Below are 17,648 nucleotides of genomic sequence, written 5' to 3'. Positions count from 1 at the left end.
ATCCGGCGGATTCATTAGCGCATGCCGGCGCCGGCCGGCGAATACTACTTTGGCACTGTTTGCGCCGGGGCTTCGTAGCAGTCCGGCTTGCCTTTGATGCGCCCGCGAGAACGCTGTCGCCGGCAAGCCGGACTGCTACGGGAGGACACCGGGCAACCTCGGATTCGATGTTTGGTTCGCGAAACGGATTTACAGCCGATCACTCGGTCACGTGCACGCTGTCCAGATACGTACGCACCGCCCACAACGCTTCCTGGCTCAGGTAGTCGGCCATTTTCGGCATGTACACCCGGCCGTCGCGCACGGCGCCGTGGCGTACCCGCTCGACGAACCATTCATCGCCGCTGGCGCCTTCATCGAGCATGCGCAGGTCGGGGGCGATGCCGCCGGACTTGGCCTCCAGGCCATGGCACGCGGCGCAGTTCTGGTTGTAGGCCGAGGCGCCGATTTCCAGCGCCTTGTCGTGATCCCTGGAGTTGCGATAAGGGTTCTCGGCACGCCATTCGGGGCCCAGTTGTTCCAGGCCCTCGGTGTTGACCGCCTGGGGCACCACGTTGCCGTGGGCTTGCACCAGATTGCTCGCCAGCAGCGCGCCGATCAGCACAGCACCGGTGAGCAGGGCCCGCTTGCCGGCAGGAGAAGTTGCAGGGTCTTTTGTCATTGTTATGTCCTCAGAAAATCACGCAAGAAGCCGCCGCAACAGCTTGCCGCCCGCGCCAGCCGCGCCGAATGCTGCTTTGGAGGCCGGCAACCGAGACCTTGGTCGTAACCCTTGGGAGGCAGGTCCAATTCATGGGGCGTTCGGGAAGTTTTCCCGGTCTTTGCGGGGCTTTTTCCCTAGTCCCGCGGGCGTCGCGGTTTCAACCTGTGCCGGTCACCCCCTTCACCACACCGGGATTGAAACAACCATGACAACAAGATCGCTCCCTGCCCTGGCTCCACTTTCGCTTGCCTTGCTGCTGGCCGGCCTGTCCCAAAATGGCGTCGCTGCCGAAACGTCCGGCGAGGCCAAAGGCGCTGCGCCTGCCGCCCACAATGTCACCTGGGAAGACATCGCCAACGATCACCTGACCACCAATAACGTGCTGCAGTACGGCATGGGCATCAACGCCCAGCGCTGGAGCCCGCTGGCCAAGGTCAACGACAAGAACGTGTTCAAGCTCACCCCGGCCTGGTCGTATTCCTTCGGCGACGAGAAGCAGCGCGGGCAGGAATCCCAGGCCATCGTCAGCGACGGCGTGGTCTACGTCACCGGCTCCTACTCGCGGGTCTTCGCGCTCGACGCCAAGACCGGCAAGCGCTTGTGGACCTACAACCACCGCCTGCCCGACGACATCCGCCCCTGCTGCGACGTGGTCAACCGCGGCGCGGCGATCTACGGCGACAAAATCTTCTTCGGCACCCTCGACGCGCGGGTCATCGCCCTGGACAAGAACACCGGCAAGGTAGTGTGGAACAAGAAGTTCGGCGACCACAGCGGCGGCTACACCATGACCGGTGCGCCAGTGCTGATCAAGGACAAGGTCACCGGCAAGGTGCTGCTGATCCACGGCAGCTCCGGCGATGAGTTCGGCGTGGTCGGGCGCCTGTTCGCCCGCGACCCGGACACCGGCGAAGAAGTGTGGATGCGCCCCTTCGTCGAGGGCCACATGGGCCGCCTCAACGGCAAGGACAGCACGGTCACCGGCGACATCAAGGCGCCGTCCTGGCCGGATGACCCCAGCAGCGAAACCGGCAAGGTCGAGGCCTGGAACCATGGCGGCGGCGCGCCGTGGCAGAGCGCAAGCTTCGACCCGGAAACCAACACCATCATCGTCGGCGCGGGCAACCCCGGCCCGTGGAATACCTGGGCGCGCACCGCCAAGGACGGCAACCCCCACGACTACGACAGCCTGTACACCTCGGGCCAGGTCGGGGTCGACCCCAGCACCGGCGAGGTCAAGTGGTTCTACCAGCACACGCCCAACGATGCCTGGGACTTCTCCGGCAACAACGAGTTGGTGCTGTTCGACTACAAGGGCAAGGACGGCAAGACCATCAAGGCCACCGGCCACGCCGACCGCAACGGTTTTTTCTATGTGGTGGACCGCAACAACGGCAAGCTGCAGAACGCCTTCCCCTTCGTCGACGGCATCACCTGGGCCAGCCATATCGACCTGAAAACCGGGCGTCCGGTGGAGAACGAAGGCTCGCGTCCGGCCAAGCCGTTGCCGGGAGAAACCAAGGGCAAGCCGGTGGAAGTCTCGCCGCCGTTTCTGGGGGGCAAGAACTGGAACCCCATGGCCTACAGCCAGGACACCGGGCTGTTCTACATCCCCGCCAACCAATGGAAAGAGGACTACTGGACCGAGGAAGTGAACTACAAGAAGGGCTCGGCGTACCTGGGCATGGGCTTTCGCATCAAGCGCATGTATGAGGACCACGTCGGCAGCCTGCGGGCAGTCAACCCCACCACCGGCAAGGTGGTCTGGGAACACAAGGAACGCCTGCCGCTGTGGGCCGGCGTGCTGGCGACCAAGGGCAACCTGGTGTTCACCGGCACCGGAGACGGCTTCTTCAAGGCCTTCAACGCCAAGACCGGCGAGGAGCTGTGGCACTTCCAGACCGGCAGCGGCATCGTCTCCCCGCCCATCACCTGGGATCAGGACGGCGAGCAGTACATTGGCGTGACCGTCGGCTACGGCGGCGCGGTGCCGCTGTGGGGCGGCGACATGGCCGAACTGACCAAGCCGGTGGCCCAGGGCGGGTCGTTCTGGGTGTTCAAGATTCCGAGTTGGGACAGCAAGGGCAAGGTGGCCGCGCAGTAACGCGCCTGCCGGTTTTCTCGGTCCGGCTTCTGCCCAAGGGGCGTGGGAGCCGGCTTGCTGGCGAATGCGGTGGGTCATTCAACTCGATGGCGCCTGATCTATTGCATTCGCCAGCAAGCCGGCTCCCACAAGTGTGAAGCTCGCAAGCTCGCGCCTTCCAGTGCAGCAAGCCGGCTCCCACGGCCTGCGGCCAGAAGCGATCTTTGGCGTCCATGAGTACTCACCATGAAATATCTCGTGCTTCCACTTTTGCTGATCACCACCCTCGCCGTCGCCGACAACAGCGATGACGCCCCGCCCATCGTCAACGGCTGCACGCTGAGCGAAGGCAGCCAGTGCCCTGGCGTCGACCTGCATGGGGCGAACCTGGCCAACCTCAACCTGCGCAAGATCAACCTGGCCGGTGCCAATCTACAAGGCGCCAACCTGCGCCACACGGTGCTGGACCTGGCCAATCTGGAGAAGGCCGACCTTGCTGGCGCCAACCTGACCCGCGCCAGCCTGCAACAGACCAATCTGCGTCTGGCCAACCTGAAAGACGCCAGCCTGCAAGCGGTTCAGGCCTGGGGCATGTTCGCCCAGGGCGCGCAGATGGAAAACGCCAACCTCAGTGCCGCCTATCTGCAGTTCGCCCGCCTGGCCGGGGCGAAACTGGCGCACGTCAACTTCCAGGCCGCCGACCTTGAGATGACCTTTCTCAATAAGGCCGACCTCACCGCGGCGAATCTCAAGGACGCCAACCTGCAGGAAACCAAGTTCGGTGAGGCCAATCTGGCCAACGCGGATCTGACCGGCGCGCGGCATCCCTACGCCAACTTCCAGGACAGCAACATGGAGGGTTGCCAGGCCTGCCCCGGCGGTTGGGATAACTAGTGCCGATCACAGCGCAACGCGCATCACGCCGGTGTCGATCGCCAGGTGCACCAGCTCGGCATCGGAGCTGACCTCGAGCTTGTTCTTGAGCAGCGTCAGGTAGTTCGACACCGTCTTGGCGCTGATGCACAGCTGCTCGGCGATCAACCGCGCCGGCGTGCCCTTGCTGAACATCAGGAACACTTCCAGCTCGCGCTGGGTCATGCCTTGCAGCCGCGCATCGCAGCGCCGGGCCTGGCCTGCGTGGCAAGCCAGTTGCGTGGCCAGCGCCTGTTCGATGTAGGCGTGCCCGGCCAGAATCCGCCGCACGGCCGCAAGTAACACCTCGGGCGTTGCGCCCTTGCTCAGGTAACCCGCCGCGCCTACGTCCAGTGCCTGACGCACCAGCGGCAATTCCCCATGCATGCTCAGGAACAACACCCGCATTTGGGGAAAACGCTGGCGCAGGCGGCGGGTCATTTCCACCCCGCTGATGCCGGGCAGCCCGAATTCGGTGATCACCAGTTGCGGGATCTGTTGCTGAACGCAGTCCAGCGCCTGCTCGCCGCTGGCCGCCTCGCGCACCTGCAGCTGCGGCAGATCGCTGCGCAGCAGACTGGCGCAGCCATGGCGCACCACCGGGTGCTCGTCGACCAGCAAGATGTGCATGGCGCCCTCCCTGAACCTGCTTTTTGTCGTTATGCCAGCAAGCTTCAGGGAAAATACGCGCCCTTGAGCTACTACTTTGGTACTGGTTTTGTTCTCTATGGTCGCATTCACAAAGCAGTGCGCCTGGCATGTAATGAAGGCCGACAGGCAGCCGCCGCCCGCCCGGAGGCGGCACGCCCATGACAACAAAAGGTGAAAAGCCATGTACAAGATCCTGATCGCCGACGACCACCCGCTGTTTCGCGAGGCCATTGCCAACGTCATTGCCGACGGTTTTCCCGGCAGCGAAGTGATGGAAACCCAGGACCTGGACAGCGCCCTGGCGAAAACCGTCGAGCATGAGGATCTGGACCTGATTCTGCTGGACTTGAACATGCCGGGCATGCACGGGCTCAACGGCCTGATGACCCTGCGCAACGAGGCGCCGACCATTCCCGTGGTGATCGTCTCCGCCGAGCAGGACAAGCAGATCGTGCTGCAGGCCATTACCTACGGCGCGGTCGGCTTCATCACCAAATCCTCGCCGCGCAAACAGATGACCGAAGCGATCGAGCAGATCCTCAACGGCAACGTCTACCTGCCGCCGGACATCATTCGCAGCCAGAAAAGCGCCTCGCGCCGCAGCATCAGCGACGCGCCGCACCTGGCCCCGGAACTGCTCCAGGCCCTGACCCGCAAACAGCTGCTGGTGCTGGAGCGCATGACCAAGGGCGATTCCAACAAACAGATCGCCTTCAGCCTCGCCATCGCCGAAACCACGGTCAAGGCGCACGTGTCGGCGATCCTGCGCAAGCTCAACGTGCACAACCGGGTACAGGCGATTCTCAGCGCCGGCGAGATCGACTTCGCCGCCTACCTGCGGCGCTAGAGAGAGTTACCCAAGGCGCAGGCCTCAGTTGGCCAGTGCGGTGCCTGCATCCCCTAATAGCCGGTGATAGTCGCGCAAGACGCTGGGCACATAGCGCTGGGTCTCGGCGAACGGCGGGATCACGTTGCCGCGCTTGCTCACGGCACTGGGCCCGGCGTTGTAGGCGGCCACGGCCAGCGAGACGTCGTTGCCGAACATCACCATCAGCTGTTTGAGGTATTTGGCCCCGCCCTGAATATTCGCCTTGGGGTCCCAGACATTGCTGACGCCCATGTCCCGCGCGGTGTCCGGCATCAGTTGCATCAGCCCGGCAGCGCCCTTGACCGACACCGCCGAGGGGTTGTAGCCCGACTCCATGCGAATCACCGCGTGCAGCAGCGCCTCGGGCAAGTCGTTGCTCGCCGCCGCCTGGGAAACCTCCAGCGCGTAGGGCCGCTCGCTGGCGCTGGCGGTCATGCTCTTCTCGGCGCTGCTGCCGGCGTCGGCCAGGGCGGTGTTGACCGGCGCCTGGCTGACGGGCTCCTGATAGACCCGCAGCACATTGCGCTCGGGGCGTTTGACGTTGGAAATGATGACCCCACCATTGGGGCCTCTGGAGATATACACGTCGGCCTGGGCAGGTGCCACAACCAACAACGGCGCTATCAACGACGGCATGCACAGCGCAAGCATCACGCCTTTGAACGTACGCTCAAGATCCATTCGTGCCTCCCGGGGCACGTTCGCTAAAACTGGGGGTTATTCCCCACTCGCGGTGCCACGGATGGGGTGAACGCAAAGGCTGTGCCGAACGGCTATCACCGCGCAAAGCCCCGCCCCGCAAGGCCCGCGAACAAAGCCCAAGGCCGGGGCTGGCAGCGCGCACGGCAATTGCATGGGCCCTGTGTACAACCCAAGTCTGCGGAGGTTTCCATGGGGCATTTCACCCGTTGTGCGCAGTACACGAACCCACGCTGCAACGCTCACCGACAAACCGGCTTCACCCTCCTCGAATTGCTCGTGGTGCTGGTGGTGCTGGGCCTGTTGGCCGGCATCGTGGCCCCCAAATACTTCAGCCAACTGGGCCGCTCGCAGACCAAGGTCGCCCGCGCGCAAATAGAAGGCCTGTCCAAGGCGCTGGATCTGTATCGCCTGGAAGTCGGCCACTACCCCTCCTCCGAACAAGGCCTGCAGGCGCTGGTGACCGCGCCGCCTGAAGAAACCCGCTGGACCGGCCCATACCTGCAAAAAGCCGTGCCGCAGGATCCGTGGGGCCGCAACTACATCTACCGCTACCCTGGCGAGAACAGCGAGTACGACCTGCTGTCGATGGGCAAGGACGGCCAGCCCGGTGGCGAGGGCGAAGACGCTGAAGTCACCAACTGGCAGTGATGACCATGAAATTTCTGATCAAGGCCGTGGGCAAGCGCGGCGAAGTCTTGTCTCTGGCGATGGATGCCGACAGCTCCATCGATGCGCAAGGCCTGGTGGAAGCCCAGGGCATGCGCGTACTCAACGTGCGGGCGCAATCGCGCTGGGTGATCCGTGGCATTCGTAAACCGGAAACCTTCAACCTGGTGCTGTTCAGCCAGGAACTGACCACCCTGCTCAACGCCGGGCTGCCGCTGATCGACGCCCTGGAAAGCCTGGCGGAAAAGGAAACCGCCCCCGGCGCGCGCAAGACCCTCGGCGGGCTGGTTCGGCTGCTGTACGAGGGCAAATCGTTTTCCCAGGCGCTGACCCAGTTCCCGGCGGTGTTCCCCACCTTGTATGTGGCGCTGGTGCAGTCCAGCGAGAAGACCGGCGCGGTCGGCGAGGCGCTGGGGCGCTATGTGTCCTACCGCAAGCGCATGGATGAAGTGCGCCAGCGCATCGTCAGCGCATCGGTGTACCCGATGCTGCTGCTGATCGTCGGCGGCGCGGTGGTGCTGTTCCTGATGGGTTACGTGGTGCCGCGTTTCAGCCTGGTGTTCGAGGGGCTGGGCTCGAACCTGCCGTGGCTGTCACGGATTCTCATGGAGACCGGGCTGTTCCTGCACGCCCACCAGATGGATTTTGCCATCGGCTTTGCCGCGTTCGTCCTCGGCAGCGTGGTGCTGGTGCGTCAGCGCAGGTTTCGCCTGGCGTTCAACCGCACCATCGAGAAGGTCCCCACCGTGCATCAGCGGGTGTTCATGTACGAGCTGGCGCGCTTCTATCGTTCGCTGGGGATTCTGCTGCAGGGCGGGATTCCGATCCTCACGGCCATGAGCATGGTGCGCAACCTGCTGGGCAGCGCCTCGCAGGTCCGGCTCGACCAGGCCAGCGAACGCATTCGCGAGGGCCAGGCGCTGTCGGTGGCACTGGAGCAGAACAACCTGTCCACGCCAGTCTCGCTGCGCATGCTGCGCGCCGGTGAGCAATCGGGGAATCTGGGGCAGATGATGGAACGCACCGCCGACTTCTACGACGAGGAAATCAGCCGCTGGATCGAATGGTTCGTGCGCCTGTTCGAGCCGCTGCTGATGACCTTCATCGGGCTGTTGATCGGGATGATCGTGATCCTGATGTACATCCCGATTTTCGAGTTGGCGTCGAGTATTCATTGAAAGAGCGACACCGCGTTTCCTCTGTAGGAGCGAATTCATTCGCGAATAATCTTGCAAGCGACATCGATGCATCGCCTGTTCCACCGCTTCGCGAATAAATTCGCTCCTACAGTGTGGGGTTGTCTGTGCAATAAAAAACGCCACGACAATGCGTGGCGTTTTTCATTTGCAGCGACGAATCAACAACACTTCGGCCCGGCCTTGCCGCCGTACCGCGCGTCCTGGCGTTCGCGGAAGAACGCTTCGTAGGACATCACCGGCAGGTCGGGGTGAGTCTTTTGCATGTGCTCGACGTAGTTGTCGTAGTCAGGCATGCCCACCATCAGGCGGGCCGCCTGGCCCAGGTATTTGCCCAGGCGACTCAGGTCGTTGAACATCAGTGCGCTTCCGGCATGGCCTGGAACGGCGATTCCTTGTCGCTGCGCTCCTTCTTCACCCAGGCTGCGCGGCCGACTTTCACCGCGAAGAACAGGATGCTCAGGACCACGAACAGGAACAGCGTGGTCAGCGCCGCGTTGGTGTAGGCGTTGAAGATCACGTGCTGCATCTGCTCGGCGGTCTTGGCCGGGGCCAGGATCTGACCGGCTTCAGCGGCGGTGCTGTATTTCTTGGCCAAGGCCAGGAAGCCAACCGCCGGGCTTGGGTCGAACAGCTTGATGAAGCCTGCGGTCACGGTGCAGATCAGCAGCCACGACGCTGGCAGGATGGTGACCCAGGCGTACTGCTGACGTTTCATCTTGATCAGCACGACGGTCGCCAGCATCAGCGCGATACCGGCCAGCATCTGGTTGGAGATGCCGAACAGCGGCCACAGCGTGTTGATGCCGCCCAGCGGATCGATCACGCCCTGATACAGCAAGTAACCCCACAGCGCCACGCAGCCACCGGTACCGATGATGTTGGCGGTCCAGGATTCGGTGCGTTTCAGCGCCGGCACGAAGCTGCCCAACAGGTCTTGCAGCATGAAGCGACCGGCACGGGTACCGGCGTCGACAGCGGTGAGGATGAACAGCGCTTCGAACAGGATCGCGAAGTGGTACCAGAACGCCATGGTGTTTTCACCCGGCAGCACCTGATGCAGGATCTGCGCGATACCGACGGCCAGGGTCGGGGCACCGCCGGCGCGAGCCAGTACGGTGGTTTCGCCGATGTCCTTGGCGGTGGCGATCAGCGTCTCGGGGGTGATGGCAAAGCCCCAGCTGCTGATGGTCTGCGCCACGGCAACCGGGTCGGAGCCTACCACCGCCGCAGGGCTGTTCATGGCGAAGTACACGCCCGGATCGATCACCGACGCAGCCACCATGGCCATGATCGCCACGAAGGATTCCATCAGCATGCCGCCGTAACCGATGTAACGGGCGTTCTTCTCGTTATCCAGCAGTTTGGGCGTGGTGCCCGACGAGATCAGCGCATGGAAACCCGACACCGCACCACAGGCGATGGTGATGAACAGGAACGGGAACAGTGCGCCTTTCCAGACCGGGCCGGTGCCGTCGGTGAACTGGGTCAGGGCCGGCATTTTCAGCTCGGGCGCCAGAATCAGGATGCCGATGGCCAGGGCGACGATGGTGCCGATTTTCAGGAAGGTCGACAGGTAGTCACGGGGCGCCAGCAGCAACCAGACCGGCAGCATGGCAGCGACGAAACCGTAGCCCACCAGCATCCAGGTGATCTGCACGCCAGTGAAGGTGAACGCATGGGCCCACTCGGGGCTGGCCGCGACCTGGCCACCGGCCCAGATCGACAGCAGCAACAGCACCACGCCGATGATCGAGATCTCGCCGATGCGGCCCGGGCGGATGTAGCGCATGTACACGCCCATGAACATCGCGATCGGGATGGTCGCCAGCACCGTGAACATGCCCCACGGGCTCTCGGCCAGCGCTTTCACGACGATCAGCGCCAGCACTGCGAGGATGATGATCATGATCAGGAAGCAGCCGAACAAGGCGATGGTACCGGGAACGCGGCCCATTTCCTCACGGACCATGTCGCCCAGCGAGCGGCCGTTACGGCGCGTGGAGAGGAACAGGATCATGAAATCCTGCACCGCGCCCGCCAGCACCACGCCGGCGATCAGCCACAGCGTGCCGGGCAGATAGCCCATTTGCGCAGCGAGCACCGGGCCGACCAGCGGACCTGCCCCGGCGATGGCGGCGAAGTGGTGACCGAAGAGAATGTGTTTGTTGGTGGGAACGTAGTCCAGGCCATCGTTGTTGAGCACGGCAGGCGTGGCCCGGGTCGGGTCCAGTTGCATGACGCGGTTGGCGATGAACAGGCTGTAGTAACGGTACGCAACCAGATAGATCGCAACGGCAGCGACGACGATCCAGAGTGCGTTGATGGACTCGCCGCGGCGCAGCGCGACGACACCCAAGGCGCATGCCCCAAGGGCAGCAACGGCGAACCAACCCAGATGTTTGGTCAGTCGGGTCATTGTGGGTCTCCTGCCCAAGCTCATGGCTTGTGGCGTAATTGTTATTGTGTGATCCGGGATAACGGAGCGTCGCCACTATCCACGCAGTTGTCAGCCAGAGAAATTCGCATTACTACGTTTGCACCTACGTAGTTCTACGCAGATCCAATTCTCGGGTCGACCTTGTGCGGATGCGTTGGATCATCCTCCATGTGATCTGTGGGAGTGAGCTTGCTCACGAAAGGGCCACACCATCGGCAGCCGCGCATGCCTGATCATTGGCCTTCGTGAGCAAGCTCACTCCCACAAAAAACATCATTGGCCTGGAAATGTGCACCTATTCAAGACGGATGCAGCCGATGCCCGTTACGTGTCTAATACCCCGTATAACAAAACCCGCCGCGCTGGACGCCTGCCACCATGCAACTCAAACACAAGATCGTCGCCCTGGGCATCCTGCCGCTGATCCTCGCCGTGTCGGTCATCTGCGCGCTGGTGATCGTGCAGAACCAGCGCCTGGGCGAGCAGCAGGCGCAACTGATCGAAGACAGCATCCTGGCCAGCAAGCGCGCGGAGCTGAAAAACTACGTCGAGATGGCCATGAGCGCTCTCGCGCCGATTTACGACAGCGGGCGCAACGACGAGCAGACCAAGCGTCAGGTGCTCGAGGAGCTGTCCAAGCTGAGCTTTGGCATCGACGGCTATTTCTTCGTCTACGACCAGAACGGCCGCAGCCTGATGCACCCGCGCCAGGCCGCGCTGGTGGGCCAGGACTTGTGGAACATGACCGACCCGCAGGGCCTGTTGGTGATCCGCGCCTTGCTGCAGAGCGCCGAATCCGGCGACGGCTTCCAGCACTACGCCTGGGAAAAACCGTCCACCGGGCAAGTCACCGACAAACTCGCCCATGTGGTCATGCTCAAGCGCTGGGGCTGGATGCTCGGCACCGGCATCTATCTGGAAGACGTCGAACGCGCCACCCAGCAGGCGCGCCAGGAAGTGGCCCGGGGCATCTACGCGACCATGCTCGACATCGGCGCGGTGGCGCTGATTGCGGTGTTGCTGGTGTTCGTCTGCGGCGTGACCCTCAACGCCAGCGAGCACCGCCTGGCCGACCGCAAGTTACAGTTGCTCAACCAGCGCATCATGAACCTGCAGGAAGAAGAACGCTCAAGGCTTTCGCGCGAGCTGCACGACGGCATCAGCCAGGTGTTGGTGTCGATCAAGTTCCAGTTCGAGCTGGCTGCTCTGCAAATGGAGAGCGTGCAACTGCAAGGCAACGATCAACGCGGCCTGGAAACCCTGCGCCAGGGCACCGAGCGCCTGGGCGCCGCCATCGGCGAGATCCGCACCATTTCCCACGACCTGCGCCCTTCCCTGCTCGACACCCTGGGCCTGGCCGCCGCCGTCACGCAACTGGTCACCGAATTCGAGCAGCAGACGGGCCTGGCCATCCACTACACCCACAACCTGGGCCAGCTGAAACTGGCCGAGGGCGCCCCGGTGGCGCTGTTCCGCATTCTTCAGGAAGCGCTGACCAACATCGAACGTCACGCCCACGCGCAGAACGTCTACATCGACCTGCAAGGTGATAAAAAGCAGGTTCAGCTGAGCGTGCGCGACGATGGCATCGGCTTTCGGGTGGATGTTGCGCACCTGCAGGAGATACAGGGCGGCATCGGCTTGCGTAATATTCGCGAGCGCGTCGAGCATTTCCACGGCCAGCTCAACCTGTATTCGGCCCCTGGCCACAGCGAACTGACCGTGATCATGCCGGTCAGCGTCGCTGCCTGAACCTTCAACGAACAAGGAACCTGCCCCCGATCATGAGTGCCAGCCAGACCATCCGCATCGCCCTGGTCGACGACCATTCACTGGTCCGCGACGGCGTGCGCGCCCTGCTCTCGACCCGGCCGCTGTTCGAGGTGGTGGGCGAAGCGGAGAACGCCCAGCAGGCGATTGCGATGTGCGAAGCGGTCAAGCCCGACATCCTCTTGGTGGACATCGGCCTGCAGGACATGAACGGCCTGGAACTGACGCAGCTGATCCGCCAGCGCTGCCCGGCGATCAAGATTCTGATTCTGAGCATGTACGACAATCAGGAATACGTCGCCACCTCGATCCGCGCCGGCGCCAGTGGCTACGTCCTGAAGAACGCGCCGTCACGGGAAATCGTCGCGGCCATCGAGGCGATCGCCACCGGCGGCACCTTCTACAGTGCCGAGGTGACCCTCAAGCTGGTGTCGAAAAAGCCTGAAGAGAACGAACTGACCCCGCGCGAGGTGCAGGTGCTGGTGGGCCTGGCCAAAGGGCTGGACAACAAAACCATCGCCCGCGACCTGGCGATCAGCGTACGCACCGTGGAAACCCACCGCCTGAGCATCCGCCGCAAGCTGAACATCGACAAGCCGGCGGGGTTGGTGAAGTACGCGATGGAGCATGGGTTGTTGGTGCCCTGACAACGCCCCCTCTGTAGGAGCGACCGGGGTGGCGCTCCACTTCATTCGCGAAAATGTGTCAGGCGGTAAAGATGTATCGCCTGATCGATCTTCGCGAATGAATTCGCTCCTACAGGGTTACGCGACATCAACCCTTCGGCAGCGCCTGCTGCGCCGTCTCCTGATCCACCGGCAAGGCAAAGCGAAACGTCGCGCCCTGCCCCGGCACGTCCACCAGCGCCACCTGAATCCCGTGCAACTGCAGGATCTGATGCACGATCCGCAGCCCCAACCCGCCATCGCGCCGTGCGCCGCCGATATTGAACGGCCGCAGAAACAGCCCTTCGCGCAACTCAGCAGCGATCCCCGGGCCGCTGTCGCTGACCGTCACCTCGACGAACTGCCCCCTGGGCACCAGAGCAATCCTGATCTCGCCGCCAACCGGGGTATGGCGCAAGGCGTTGTCGAACAGGTTGGTCAGCACCCGCTCGATCAGCCCCAGGTCCGCGTGTACACCGGGCACCGAGGGCGGGAAAATCGGGGTCAGGGTCACCGATTTGGCCTCGGCGCCGAGCTCGAATTTCTGGAAGATGTCCTGCACCAGATCGGTCAGCGAGAAGCGCTCGATCACCGGCACCACGAAGCCATGCTCCAGGCGCACCAGCTCGAGCAGCGACTGCGCCAGCCCGCCGACTTTGCGGCTCTGGTCCAGGGCGATACCCAGATAGCGGCGGCGTTCCTCGGCGCTCAGGCTGGCGTCCTTGACCGACAGCACTTCCAGGTAGCCGTGCAGCGAGGCCAGCGGCGTGCGCAGGTCGTGGGAGATGTTCGCCACCAGCTCGCGGCGGTCCTGGCTCTGCCGGGTCAGGGTCTGCCACTGCTCGCTCAGGCGGTGCTGCATCTGGCGGAAACTGGCGTCGAGCACGGCGATTTCGTCGGCGCCCTGGCCCGGCTGCGCGATGGCCTCGGCCGGCAAGGCCACGGGTGCGGCGTTGATGTCGAAATGGCTGACCGAATCGGTCAGGCGCCGCAGCGGCCGGGTGATCCAGCCAAACGCGGTAAGGCCGGCGAACAGGCAGAGCAAGGCGATCAGGCCGATGGACCACAACGCGGTGCTCAAGGCCTCGCTGGTCGCCCCGCGCTCGGCAAAGCGATCATGGGCCTCGCCCAGCAGCACCACGTAGAGAAAGCCCGAAGGCTTGCCCGCCACCATCAACGGCGCTGCGCTGAACACCTTGCGCGTGTCGACGCTGCGCGGGTCGTCGCCCAGGATCGGCAGCGGCGCACCCGTGAGCAGCTGTTGCACCGGCCGCAGATCGACCCGGTCCCGCACAATCCGGTCCTTGGGCGCGGCGTCGCCGACGATCTTGCCGTCCATGTCCAGCAGGTACACCTCGACACTGGGGTTGACCAGCATCAACTGGCTGAACAGCTCGCGCACCGCGTCGGGTTTCAGGCCGTTGGCGTCCATCAGCTGGGTGTCGCGGGCGATGTGCTGGGCCAGGTCACGGGACAGGCCCTGCACCACTTCCAGCTCGTGCATCTTGTTCGAGCGCACCTGCAGCCAGACCGAGGTGCCGCAGCAGATCAGCAGCAACAGCGCGAAGACCAGCGACAGGCGCTGGGTCAGGGTCATCTTCACGAGGCCTCTCCCGGGTCGACGAACTTATAGCCGCGGCCCCACACTGTCAGAATGCGCAAAGGCTGGGCCGGATCGGCCTCGATTTTGGCGCGCAGGCGGTTGATGTGGGTGTTGACCGTGTGCTCGTAGCCTTCGTGGTTGTAGCCCCACACCGAGTTGAGCAGGTCCAGGCGCGAGAACACCTTGCCCGGCTGGCGGGCGAAGTAGTACAGCAGGTCGAACTCGCGAGGCGTGAGGTCCAGCGCCCGGCCTTCCAGCGAGGCCTCGCGGGTCAGCGGGTCGATGAACAGCCCGGCGCTGGACAGGCTGCCCGCTTCCATCTTCAGGTTGCGCGCCATGGCGTCGACCCGGCGCAGCAGCGCTTTGACCCGCGCCACCAGCTCCATCATCGAGAACGGCTTGGCCAGGTAGTCGTCGGCGCCCAGTTCCAGGCCGAGGATGCGATGCATTTCGCTGGAACGGGCGCTGGTGATGATGATCGGCGTGTAGCGCGTCATCGCCCGGGCGCGGCGGCAGATTTCCAGGCCGTCGACGCCGGGCAGCATCAGGTCGAGGATCAGCGCGTCCCAGCCGCCCTGCTCCAGCAGCCGCAGGCCCTTCTCGCCGTCGGCGCTATGTACCACTTCGAAGTGTTCGTCCCGCAGATGCAGGCAAATCAGGTCGGCGATATGGCTATCGTCTTCGACCACCAGAATGCGTTTGGGCTGATCCATGTCAGGGAAACCTTGCCGGCGCCGGATGGCGCGATGGGCCCATTGTGCCGATTTTGCCGGCGGGCAGTTATCACGAATTGTTTAACTCTCGGTGAGGATTCCGGGAACAGGCCGCGCGCAGGATTGCCCCATCGCATCACCGCCGCCCCAACCGTGGCAGGCAGCCGGTGCCAAGGAGACCCTCATGCTTTCAAGACGACAATTCATGGTACTGAGCAGCAGCGCCGGGGTGGCCGCCATCGCCCTGGGCGTACTGCCCAAGTTCGCCGATGGTGAAACCCTGACCCCGGCCGACTCGCCCATCGGCAGCTTCGAAGTCAGCCACAGCGACGCCGAGTGGCACACGCTGCTCACCGATGACCAGTTCGCGGTGTTGCGCCGCGAAGCCACCGAACGCCCCTACAGCAGTCCGCTCAACGACGAACACCGCAACGGCACCTTCGCCTGCGCCGGTTGCCAGCTGCCGCTGTTTTCCTCCAGCACCAAGTTCGACAGCCACACCGGCTGGCCCAGCTTCTGGCAGCCGCTGGACAACGCCACGGGCATTCGCACCGATACCTCGTTCGGCGTGCTGCGCAAGGAAGTCCACTGCCGCCGCTGCGGCGGGCACTTGGGGCACGTGTTCACCGACGGGCCCAAGCCAACGGGATTGCGTTATTGCATGAACGGGTTGGCGATGAGTTTCACCCTAACGTCCTGATAGCAGGTAAGCCTGTGGGAGTGAGCTTGCTCACGAAGGCGGCAGGTCCGCTTGAACAGATGCCGCATCTACCGAATCTTCGTGAGCAAGCTCACTCCCACAGGTGCTCCGATATCCGCTCCGATGTCTTCATGAACTGATTCTGAAGGGAATTACCCCATGCTCCTGATCATCCTTGCCTATCTCGGCGGTGTGCTGACCATCGTCAGCCCCTGCATCCTGCCGGTGCTGCCTTTCGTGTTCGCCCGCACCGGCCAACCTTTCGTGCGCAGTGGCCTGCCGTTGCTGGTGGGCATGGCCCTGACCTTCGCCCTGGTGGCGACCCTGGCGGCCGTCGGCGGGGGCTGGGTGGTCCAGCTCAACCAGTATGGCCGCGGCCTTGCGCTGGTGTTCGTGGCGCTGTTCGGCCTGACCCTGCTGCTGCCCAAGCTGGCCGAGCGCCTGACGCGCCCGCTGGTGGCGGCCGGCAGCAAACTGTCGGAAAACGCCGGGGTCAACGCCGAACCCAGCCCTTGGGCTTCGTTCCTGATCGGCGTTGCCACGGGCCTGCTGTGGGCGCCCTGTGCCGGCCCGATTCTGGGTCTGGTCCTGACCGGCGCCGCCCTACAAGGCGCGAGCGTCGGCACCACGCTGTTGCTGCTGGCCTACGCCGCCGGCGCTGCCACCTCGCTGGCCCTGGCCCTGCTGCTGGGCGGCAAGGTGTTCAGCGCGATGAAACGCTCGCTGGGTGCCGGTGAGTGGATTCGTCGCGGTCTGGGTGCTGCCATGCTGGCGGGGGTTGCAGCCATTGCGCTGGGCCTGGACACCGGCATCCTGACCCGCATCTCCACCGCCTCCACCAGCAGCCTGGAGCAATCGCTGGTTGGCCGTCTGACCGGCAAAACCGGCGACAGCAACCTGGCCCAGGGCGGAGCGATGATGGCGCAGAACATTCCCGGCAGCGATCAGGGTGGCGCCATGATGATGGCGGCGAAAACCACCTCCGACAGCCTGCCGGTCGAAGGCCAACTGCCGAGCCTCAATGGCGCGGTGCAGTGGCTCAATTCCGAACCGCTGACCGCCGAGCAGCTCAAAGGCAAGGTGGTGCTGGTCGACTTCTGGACCTACTCGTGCATCAACTGCCTGCGCAGCCTGCCGTACGTCAAGGCCTGGGCCGACAAATACCGCGATCAGGGCCTGGTGGTGATCGGTGTGCACGCCCCTGAATTCGCCTTCGAACGCGACGTGAAGAACGTCACCAAAGCAATGAAGGATCTGGGCATCAACTACCCGGTGGCGATCGACAACGACTACAAGATCTGGCGCGCCTTCGACAACCAGTACTGGCCTGCCCACTACTTCGCTGACGCCCAGGGCCGCATCCGTTATCACCACTTCGGTGAAGGCGCCTACGACGAGTCCGAGCGGGTGATTCAGCAGTTGCTGCGCGAAGCCGGCAAGGGCCAGATCACCAGCGACCTGATCGACGCCAGCGGCAAGGGCGTGCAACAGGCGGCCGACATGAACGAGGTCAAATCGCCGGAAACCTACCTGGGCTTCGAGCGCGCCGAGAACTTCGTCTCCCCCGGCGGCGCCAAGGGTGACCGCGCGGCCAGCTACAGCACTCCGCAATCGCTGGCACTCAACAGCTGGGGCCTGGATGGCCAGTGGAACATCGCTGCCGAGCGCGCCAGCCTCACCGCGGCCAACGGCAAGATCAGCTACCGCTTCCATGCCCGCGACCTGCACCTGGTGCTGGGCCCAGGCAGCGACGGCAAGCCGGTGCGTTTCAAGGTGATGATCGACGGCAAAGCCCCGGGCGATGCCCACGGCACCGACGTCGCACCGGACGGCAGCGGCACGGTCACCGAGCAGCGCCTGTATCAGCTGGTGCGCCAGCCGGGCGACGTCGCCGACCACACCTTCAGCATCGAGTTCAGCGACCCGGGCGTGTCTGCCTACGCCTTCACCTTCGGTTGATTGACCTGTTCGAGGAG

16 protein-coding genes are annotated in these 17,648 nt (G+C 63.9%); 9 read left to right on the top strand and 7 right to left on the bottom strand.

The features are described from left to right. Positions 1-199: 199 nt before the first annotated feature. Positions 200-661, bottom strand: coding sequence for a cytochrome c-550 PedF (gene pedF, locus AC1MEK_RS14230; RefSeq protein ID WP_480396920.1), 462 nt, complete (start codon positions 659-661; stop codon positions 200-202). A gap of 247 nt (positions 662-908) precedes the next feature. On the opposite strand from pedF, the gene exaA reads away from it, so the two are divergent. Together exaA and AC1MEK_RS14220 are read left to right on the top strand one after the other, a co-directional pair. Further along, entirely contained in the window at positions 909-2,807 is a 1,899-nt protein-coding gene (gene exaA / locus AC1MEK_RS14225) for a quinoprotein ethanol dehydrogenase (protein ID WP_480396919.1), read from the top strand. A 225-nt stretch (positions 2,808-3,032) separates the two neighbouring features. After that, a complete protein-coding gene (locus AC1MEK_RS14220) occupies positions 3,033-3,680 on the top strand; it encodes a pentapeptide repeat-containing protein (RefSeq protein WP_480396918.1) in 648 nt (215 codons plus the stop codon). A gap of 6 nt (positions 3,681-3,686) precedes the next feature. On the opposite strand, the gene AC1MEK_RS14215 is transcribed toward AC1MEK_RS14220, so the two are convergent. After that, complete coding sequence (locus AC1MEK_RS14215; protein WP_480396917.1) at positions 3,687-4,328, bottom strand: response regulator; 642 nt, start codon at positions 4,326-4,328, stop codon at positions 3,687-3,689. Between the two features lie 202 nt (positions 4,329-4,530). Between AC1MEK_RS14215 and AC1MEK_RS14210 the strand changes: the two genes are divergently transcribed. Next, positions 4,531-5,196 (top strand): response regulator, encoded by a 666-nt coding sequence (locus AC1MEK_RS14210; protein ID WP_480396916.1) that lies wholly within the window; start codon positions 4,531-4,533, stop codon positions 5,194-5,196. A gap of 24 nt (positions 5,197-5,220) precedes the next feature. On the opposite strand, the gene AC1MEK_RS14205 is transcribed toward AC1MEK_RS14210, so the two are convergent. After that, positions 5,221-5,868 carry a lytic transglycosylase domain-containing protein gene (locus AC1MEK_RS14205; RefSeq protein ID WP_480397029.1) on the bottom strand — a complete coding sequence of 216 codons (648 nt, stop codon included), beginning with the start codon at positions 5,866-5,868 and terminating at the stop codon, positions 5,221-5,223. 240 nt (positions 5,869-6,108) lie between these two features. Here AC1MEK_RS14205 and gspG point away from each other — a divergent pair, with 240 nt between their 5' ends. Continuing rightward, positions 6,109-6,567, top strand: coding sequence for a type II secretion system major pseudopilin GspG (gene gspG / locus AC1MEK_RS14200; protein ID WP_480396915.1), 459 nt, complete (start codon positions 6,109-6,111; stop codon positions 6,565-6,567). A 5-nt stretch (positions 6,568-6,572) separates the two neighbouring features. Beyond that, positions 6,573-7,763 carry a type II secretion system F family protein gene (locus tag AC1MEK_RS14195; RefSeq protein ID WP_480396914.1) on the top strand — a complete coding sequence of 397 codons (1,191 nt, stop codon included), beginning with the start codon at positions 6,573-6,575 and terminating at the stop codon, positions 7,761-7,763. 179 nt (positions 7,764-7,942) lie between these two features. On the opposite strand, the gene AC1MEK_RS14190 is transcribed toward AC1MEK_RS14195, so the two are convergent. Then, complete coding sequence (locus AC1MEK_RS14190; RefSeq protein ID WP_480396913.1) at positions 7,943-8,140, bottom strand: YbdD/YjiX family protein; 198 nt, start codon at positions 8,138-8,140, stop codon at positions 7,943-7,945. Next, the gene (locus AC1MEK_RS14185; RefSeq protein WP_480396912.1) at positions 8,140-10,200 is read right to left on the bottom strand and encodes a carbon starvation CstA family protein; all 2,061 of its coding nucleotides are present in this window, start codon (positions 10,198-10,200) and stop codon (positions 8,140-8,142) included. Before AC1MEK_RS14185 ends, AC1MEK_RS14190 begins: the two co-directional genes overlap by 1 nt. A gap of 399 nt (positions 10,201-10,599) precedes the next feature. Between AC1MEK_RS14185 and AC1MEK_RS14180 the strand changes: the two genes are divergently transcribed. After that, on the top strand, positions 10,600-11,973 hold the full coding sequence (locus tag AC1MEK_RS14180; RefSeq protein ID WP_480396911.1) for a cache domain-containing protein: 1,374 nt from the start codon (positions 10,600-10,602) through the stop codon (positions 11,971-11,973). 32 nt (positions 11,974-12,005) lie between these two features. Further along, entirely contained in the window at positions 12,006-12,638 is a 633-nt protein-coding gene (locus tag AC1MEK_RS14175) for a response regulator (RefSeq protein ID WP_480396910.1), read from the top strand. Between the two features lie 127 nt (positions 12,639-12,765). On the opposite strand, the gene AC1MEK_RS14170 is transcribed toward AC1MEK_RS14175, so the two are convergent. Continuing rightward, on the bottom strand, positions 12,766-14,259 hold the full coding sequence (locus tag AC1MEK_RS14170) for a HAMP domain-containing sensor histidine kinase (RefSeq protein WP_480396909.1): 1,494 nt from the start codon (positions 14,257-14,259) through the stop codon (positions 12,766-12,768). After that, positions 14,256-14,972, bottom strand: coding sequence for a response regulator transcription factor (locus AC1MEK_RS14165; RefSeq protein WP_480396908.1), 717 nt, complete (start codon positions 14,970-14,972; stop codon positions 14,256-14,258). The genes AC1MEK_RS14170 and AC1MEK_RS14165 overlap by 4 nt, the downstream gene beginning before the upstream one ends. Before the next feature lie 184 nt (positions 14,973-15,156). Here AC1MEK_RS14165 and msrB point away from each other — a divergent pair, with 184 nt between their 5' ends. Both msrB and AC1MEK_RS14155 read left to right on the top strand, forming a co-directional pair. Then, positions 15,157-15,672 (top strand): peptide-methionine (R)-S-oxide reductase MsrB, encoded by a 516-nt coding sequence (msrB, locus tag AC1MEK_RS14160; RefSeq protein WP_480396907.1) that lies wholly within the window; start codon positions 15,157-15,159, stop codon positions 15,670-15,672. 159 nt (positions 15,673-15,831) lie between these two features. Then, on the top strand, positions 15,832-17,631 hold the full coding sequence (locus AC1MEK_RS14155; protein ID WP_480396906.1) for a cytochrome c biogenesis protein DipZ: 1,800 nt from the start codon (positions 15,832-15,834) through the stop codon (positions 17,629-17,631). The last annotated feature ends 17 nt before the right edge of the window (positions 17,632-17,648 follow it).

The sequence above is a fragment of the Pseudomonas sp. 2 genome (assembly GCF_056627435.1).
The sequence above is the reverse complement of the archived record's forward strand: the minus strand, read 5'-3'. Positions and strand labels throughout refer to the sequence as shown.

Excerpts from the sequence above, each read along its gene's own strand:
- AC1MEK_RS14205 (WP_480397029.1), bottom strand. The coding sequence starts at position 5,868 with ATGCTTGCGCTGTGCATGCCGTCGTTGATAGCGCCGTTGTTGGTTGTG.
- AC1MEK_RS14185 (WP_480396912.1), bottom strand. The coding sequence starts at position 10,200 with ATGACCCGACTGACCAAACATCTGGGTTGGTTCGCCGTTGCTGCCCTT.
- AC1MEK_RS14190 (WP_480396913.1), bottom strand. The coding sequence starts at position 8,140 with ATGTTCAACGACCTGAGTCGCCTGGGCAAATACCTGGGCCAGGCGGCC.
- AC1MEK_RS14210 (WP_480396916.1), top strand. The coding sequence starts at position 4,531 with ATGTACAAGATCCTGATCGCCGACGACCACCCGCTGTTTCGCGAGGCC.
- AC1MEK_RS14180 (WP_480396911.1), top strand. The coding sequence starts at position 10,600 with ATGCAACTCAAACACAAGATCGTCGCCCTGGGCATCCTGCCGCTGATC.
- gspG (WP_480396915.1), top strand. The coding sequence starts at position 6,109 with ATGGGGCATTTCACCCGTTGTGCGCAGTACACGAACCCACGCTGCAAC.
- AC1MEK_RS14220 (WP_480396918.1), top strand. The coding sequence starts at position 3,033 with ATGAAATATCTCGTGCTTCCACTTTTGCTGATCACCACCCTCGCCGTC.
- AC1MEK_RS14165 (WP_480396908.1), bottom strand. The coding sequence starts at position 14,972 with ATGGATCAGCCCAAACGCATTCTGGTGGTCGAAGACGATAGCCATATC.
- exaA (WP_480396919.1), top strand. The coding sequence starts at position 909 with ATGACAACAAGATCGCTCCCTGCCCTGGCTCCACTTTCGCTTGCCTTG.
- pedF (WP_480396920.1), bottom strand. The coding sequence starts at position 661 with ATGACAAAAGACCCTGCAACTTCTCCTGCCGGCAAGCGGGCCCTGCTC.
- AC1MEK_RS14155 (WP_480396906.1), top strand. The coding sequence starts at position 15,832 with ATGCTCCTGATCATCCTTGCCTATCTCGGCGGTGTGCTGACCATCGTC.
- AC1MEK_RS14215 (WP_480396917.1), bottom strand. The coding sequence starts at position 4,328 with ATGCACATCTTGCTGGTCGACGAGCACCCGGTGGTGCGCCATGGCTGC.
- msrB (WP_480396907.1), top strand. The coding sequence starts at position 15,157 with ATGCTTTCAAGACGACAATTCATGGTACTGAGCAGCAGCGCCGGGGTG.
- AC1MEK_RS14175 (WP_480396910.1), top strand. The coding sequence starts at position 12,006 with ATGAGTGCCAGCCAGACCATCCGCATCGCCCTGGTCGACGACCATTCA.
- AC1MEK_RS14195 (WP_480396914.1), top strand. The coding sequence starts at position 6,573 with ATGAAATTTCTGATCAAGGCCGTGGGCAAGCGCGGCGAAGTCTTGTCT.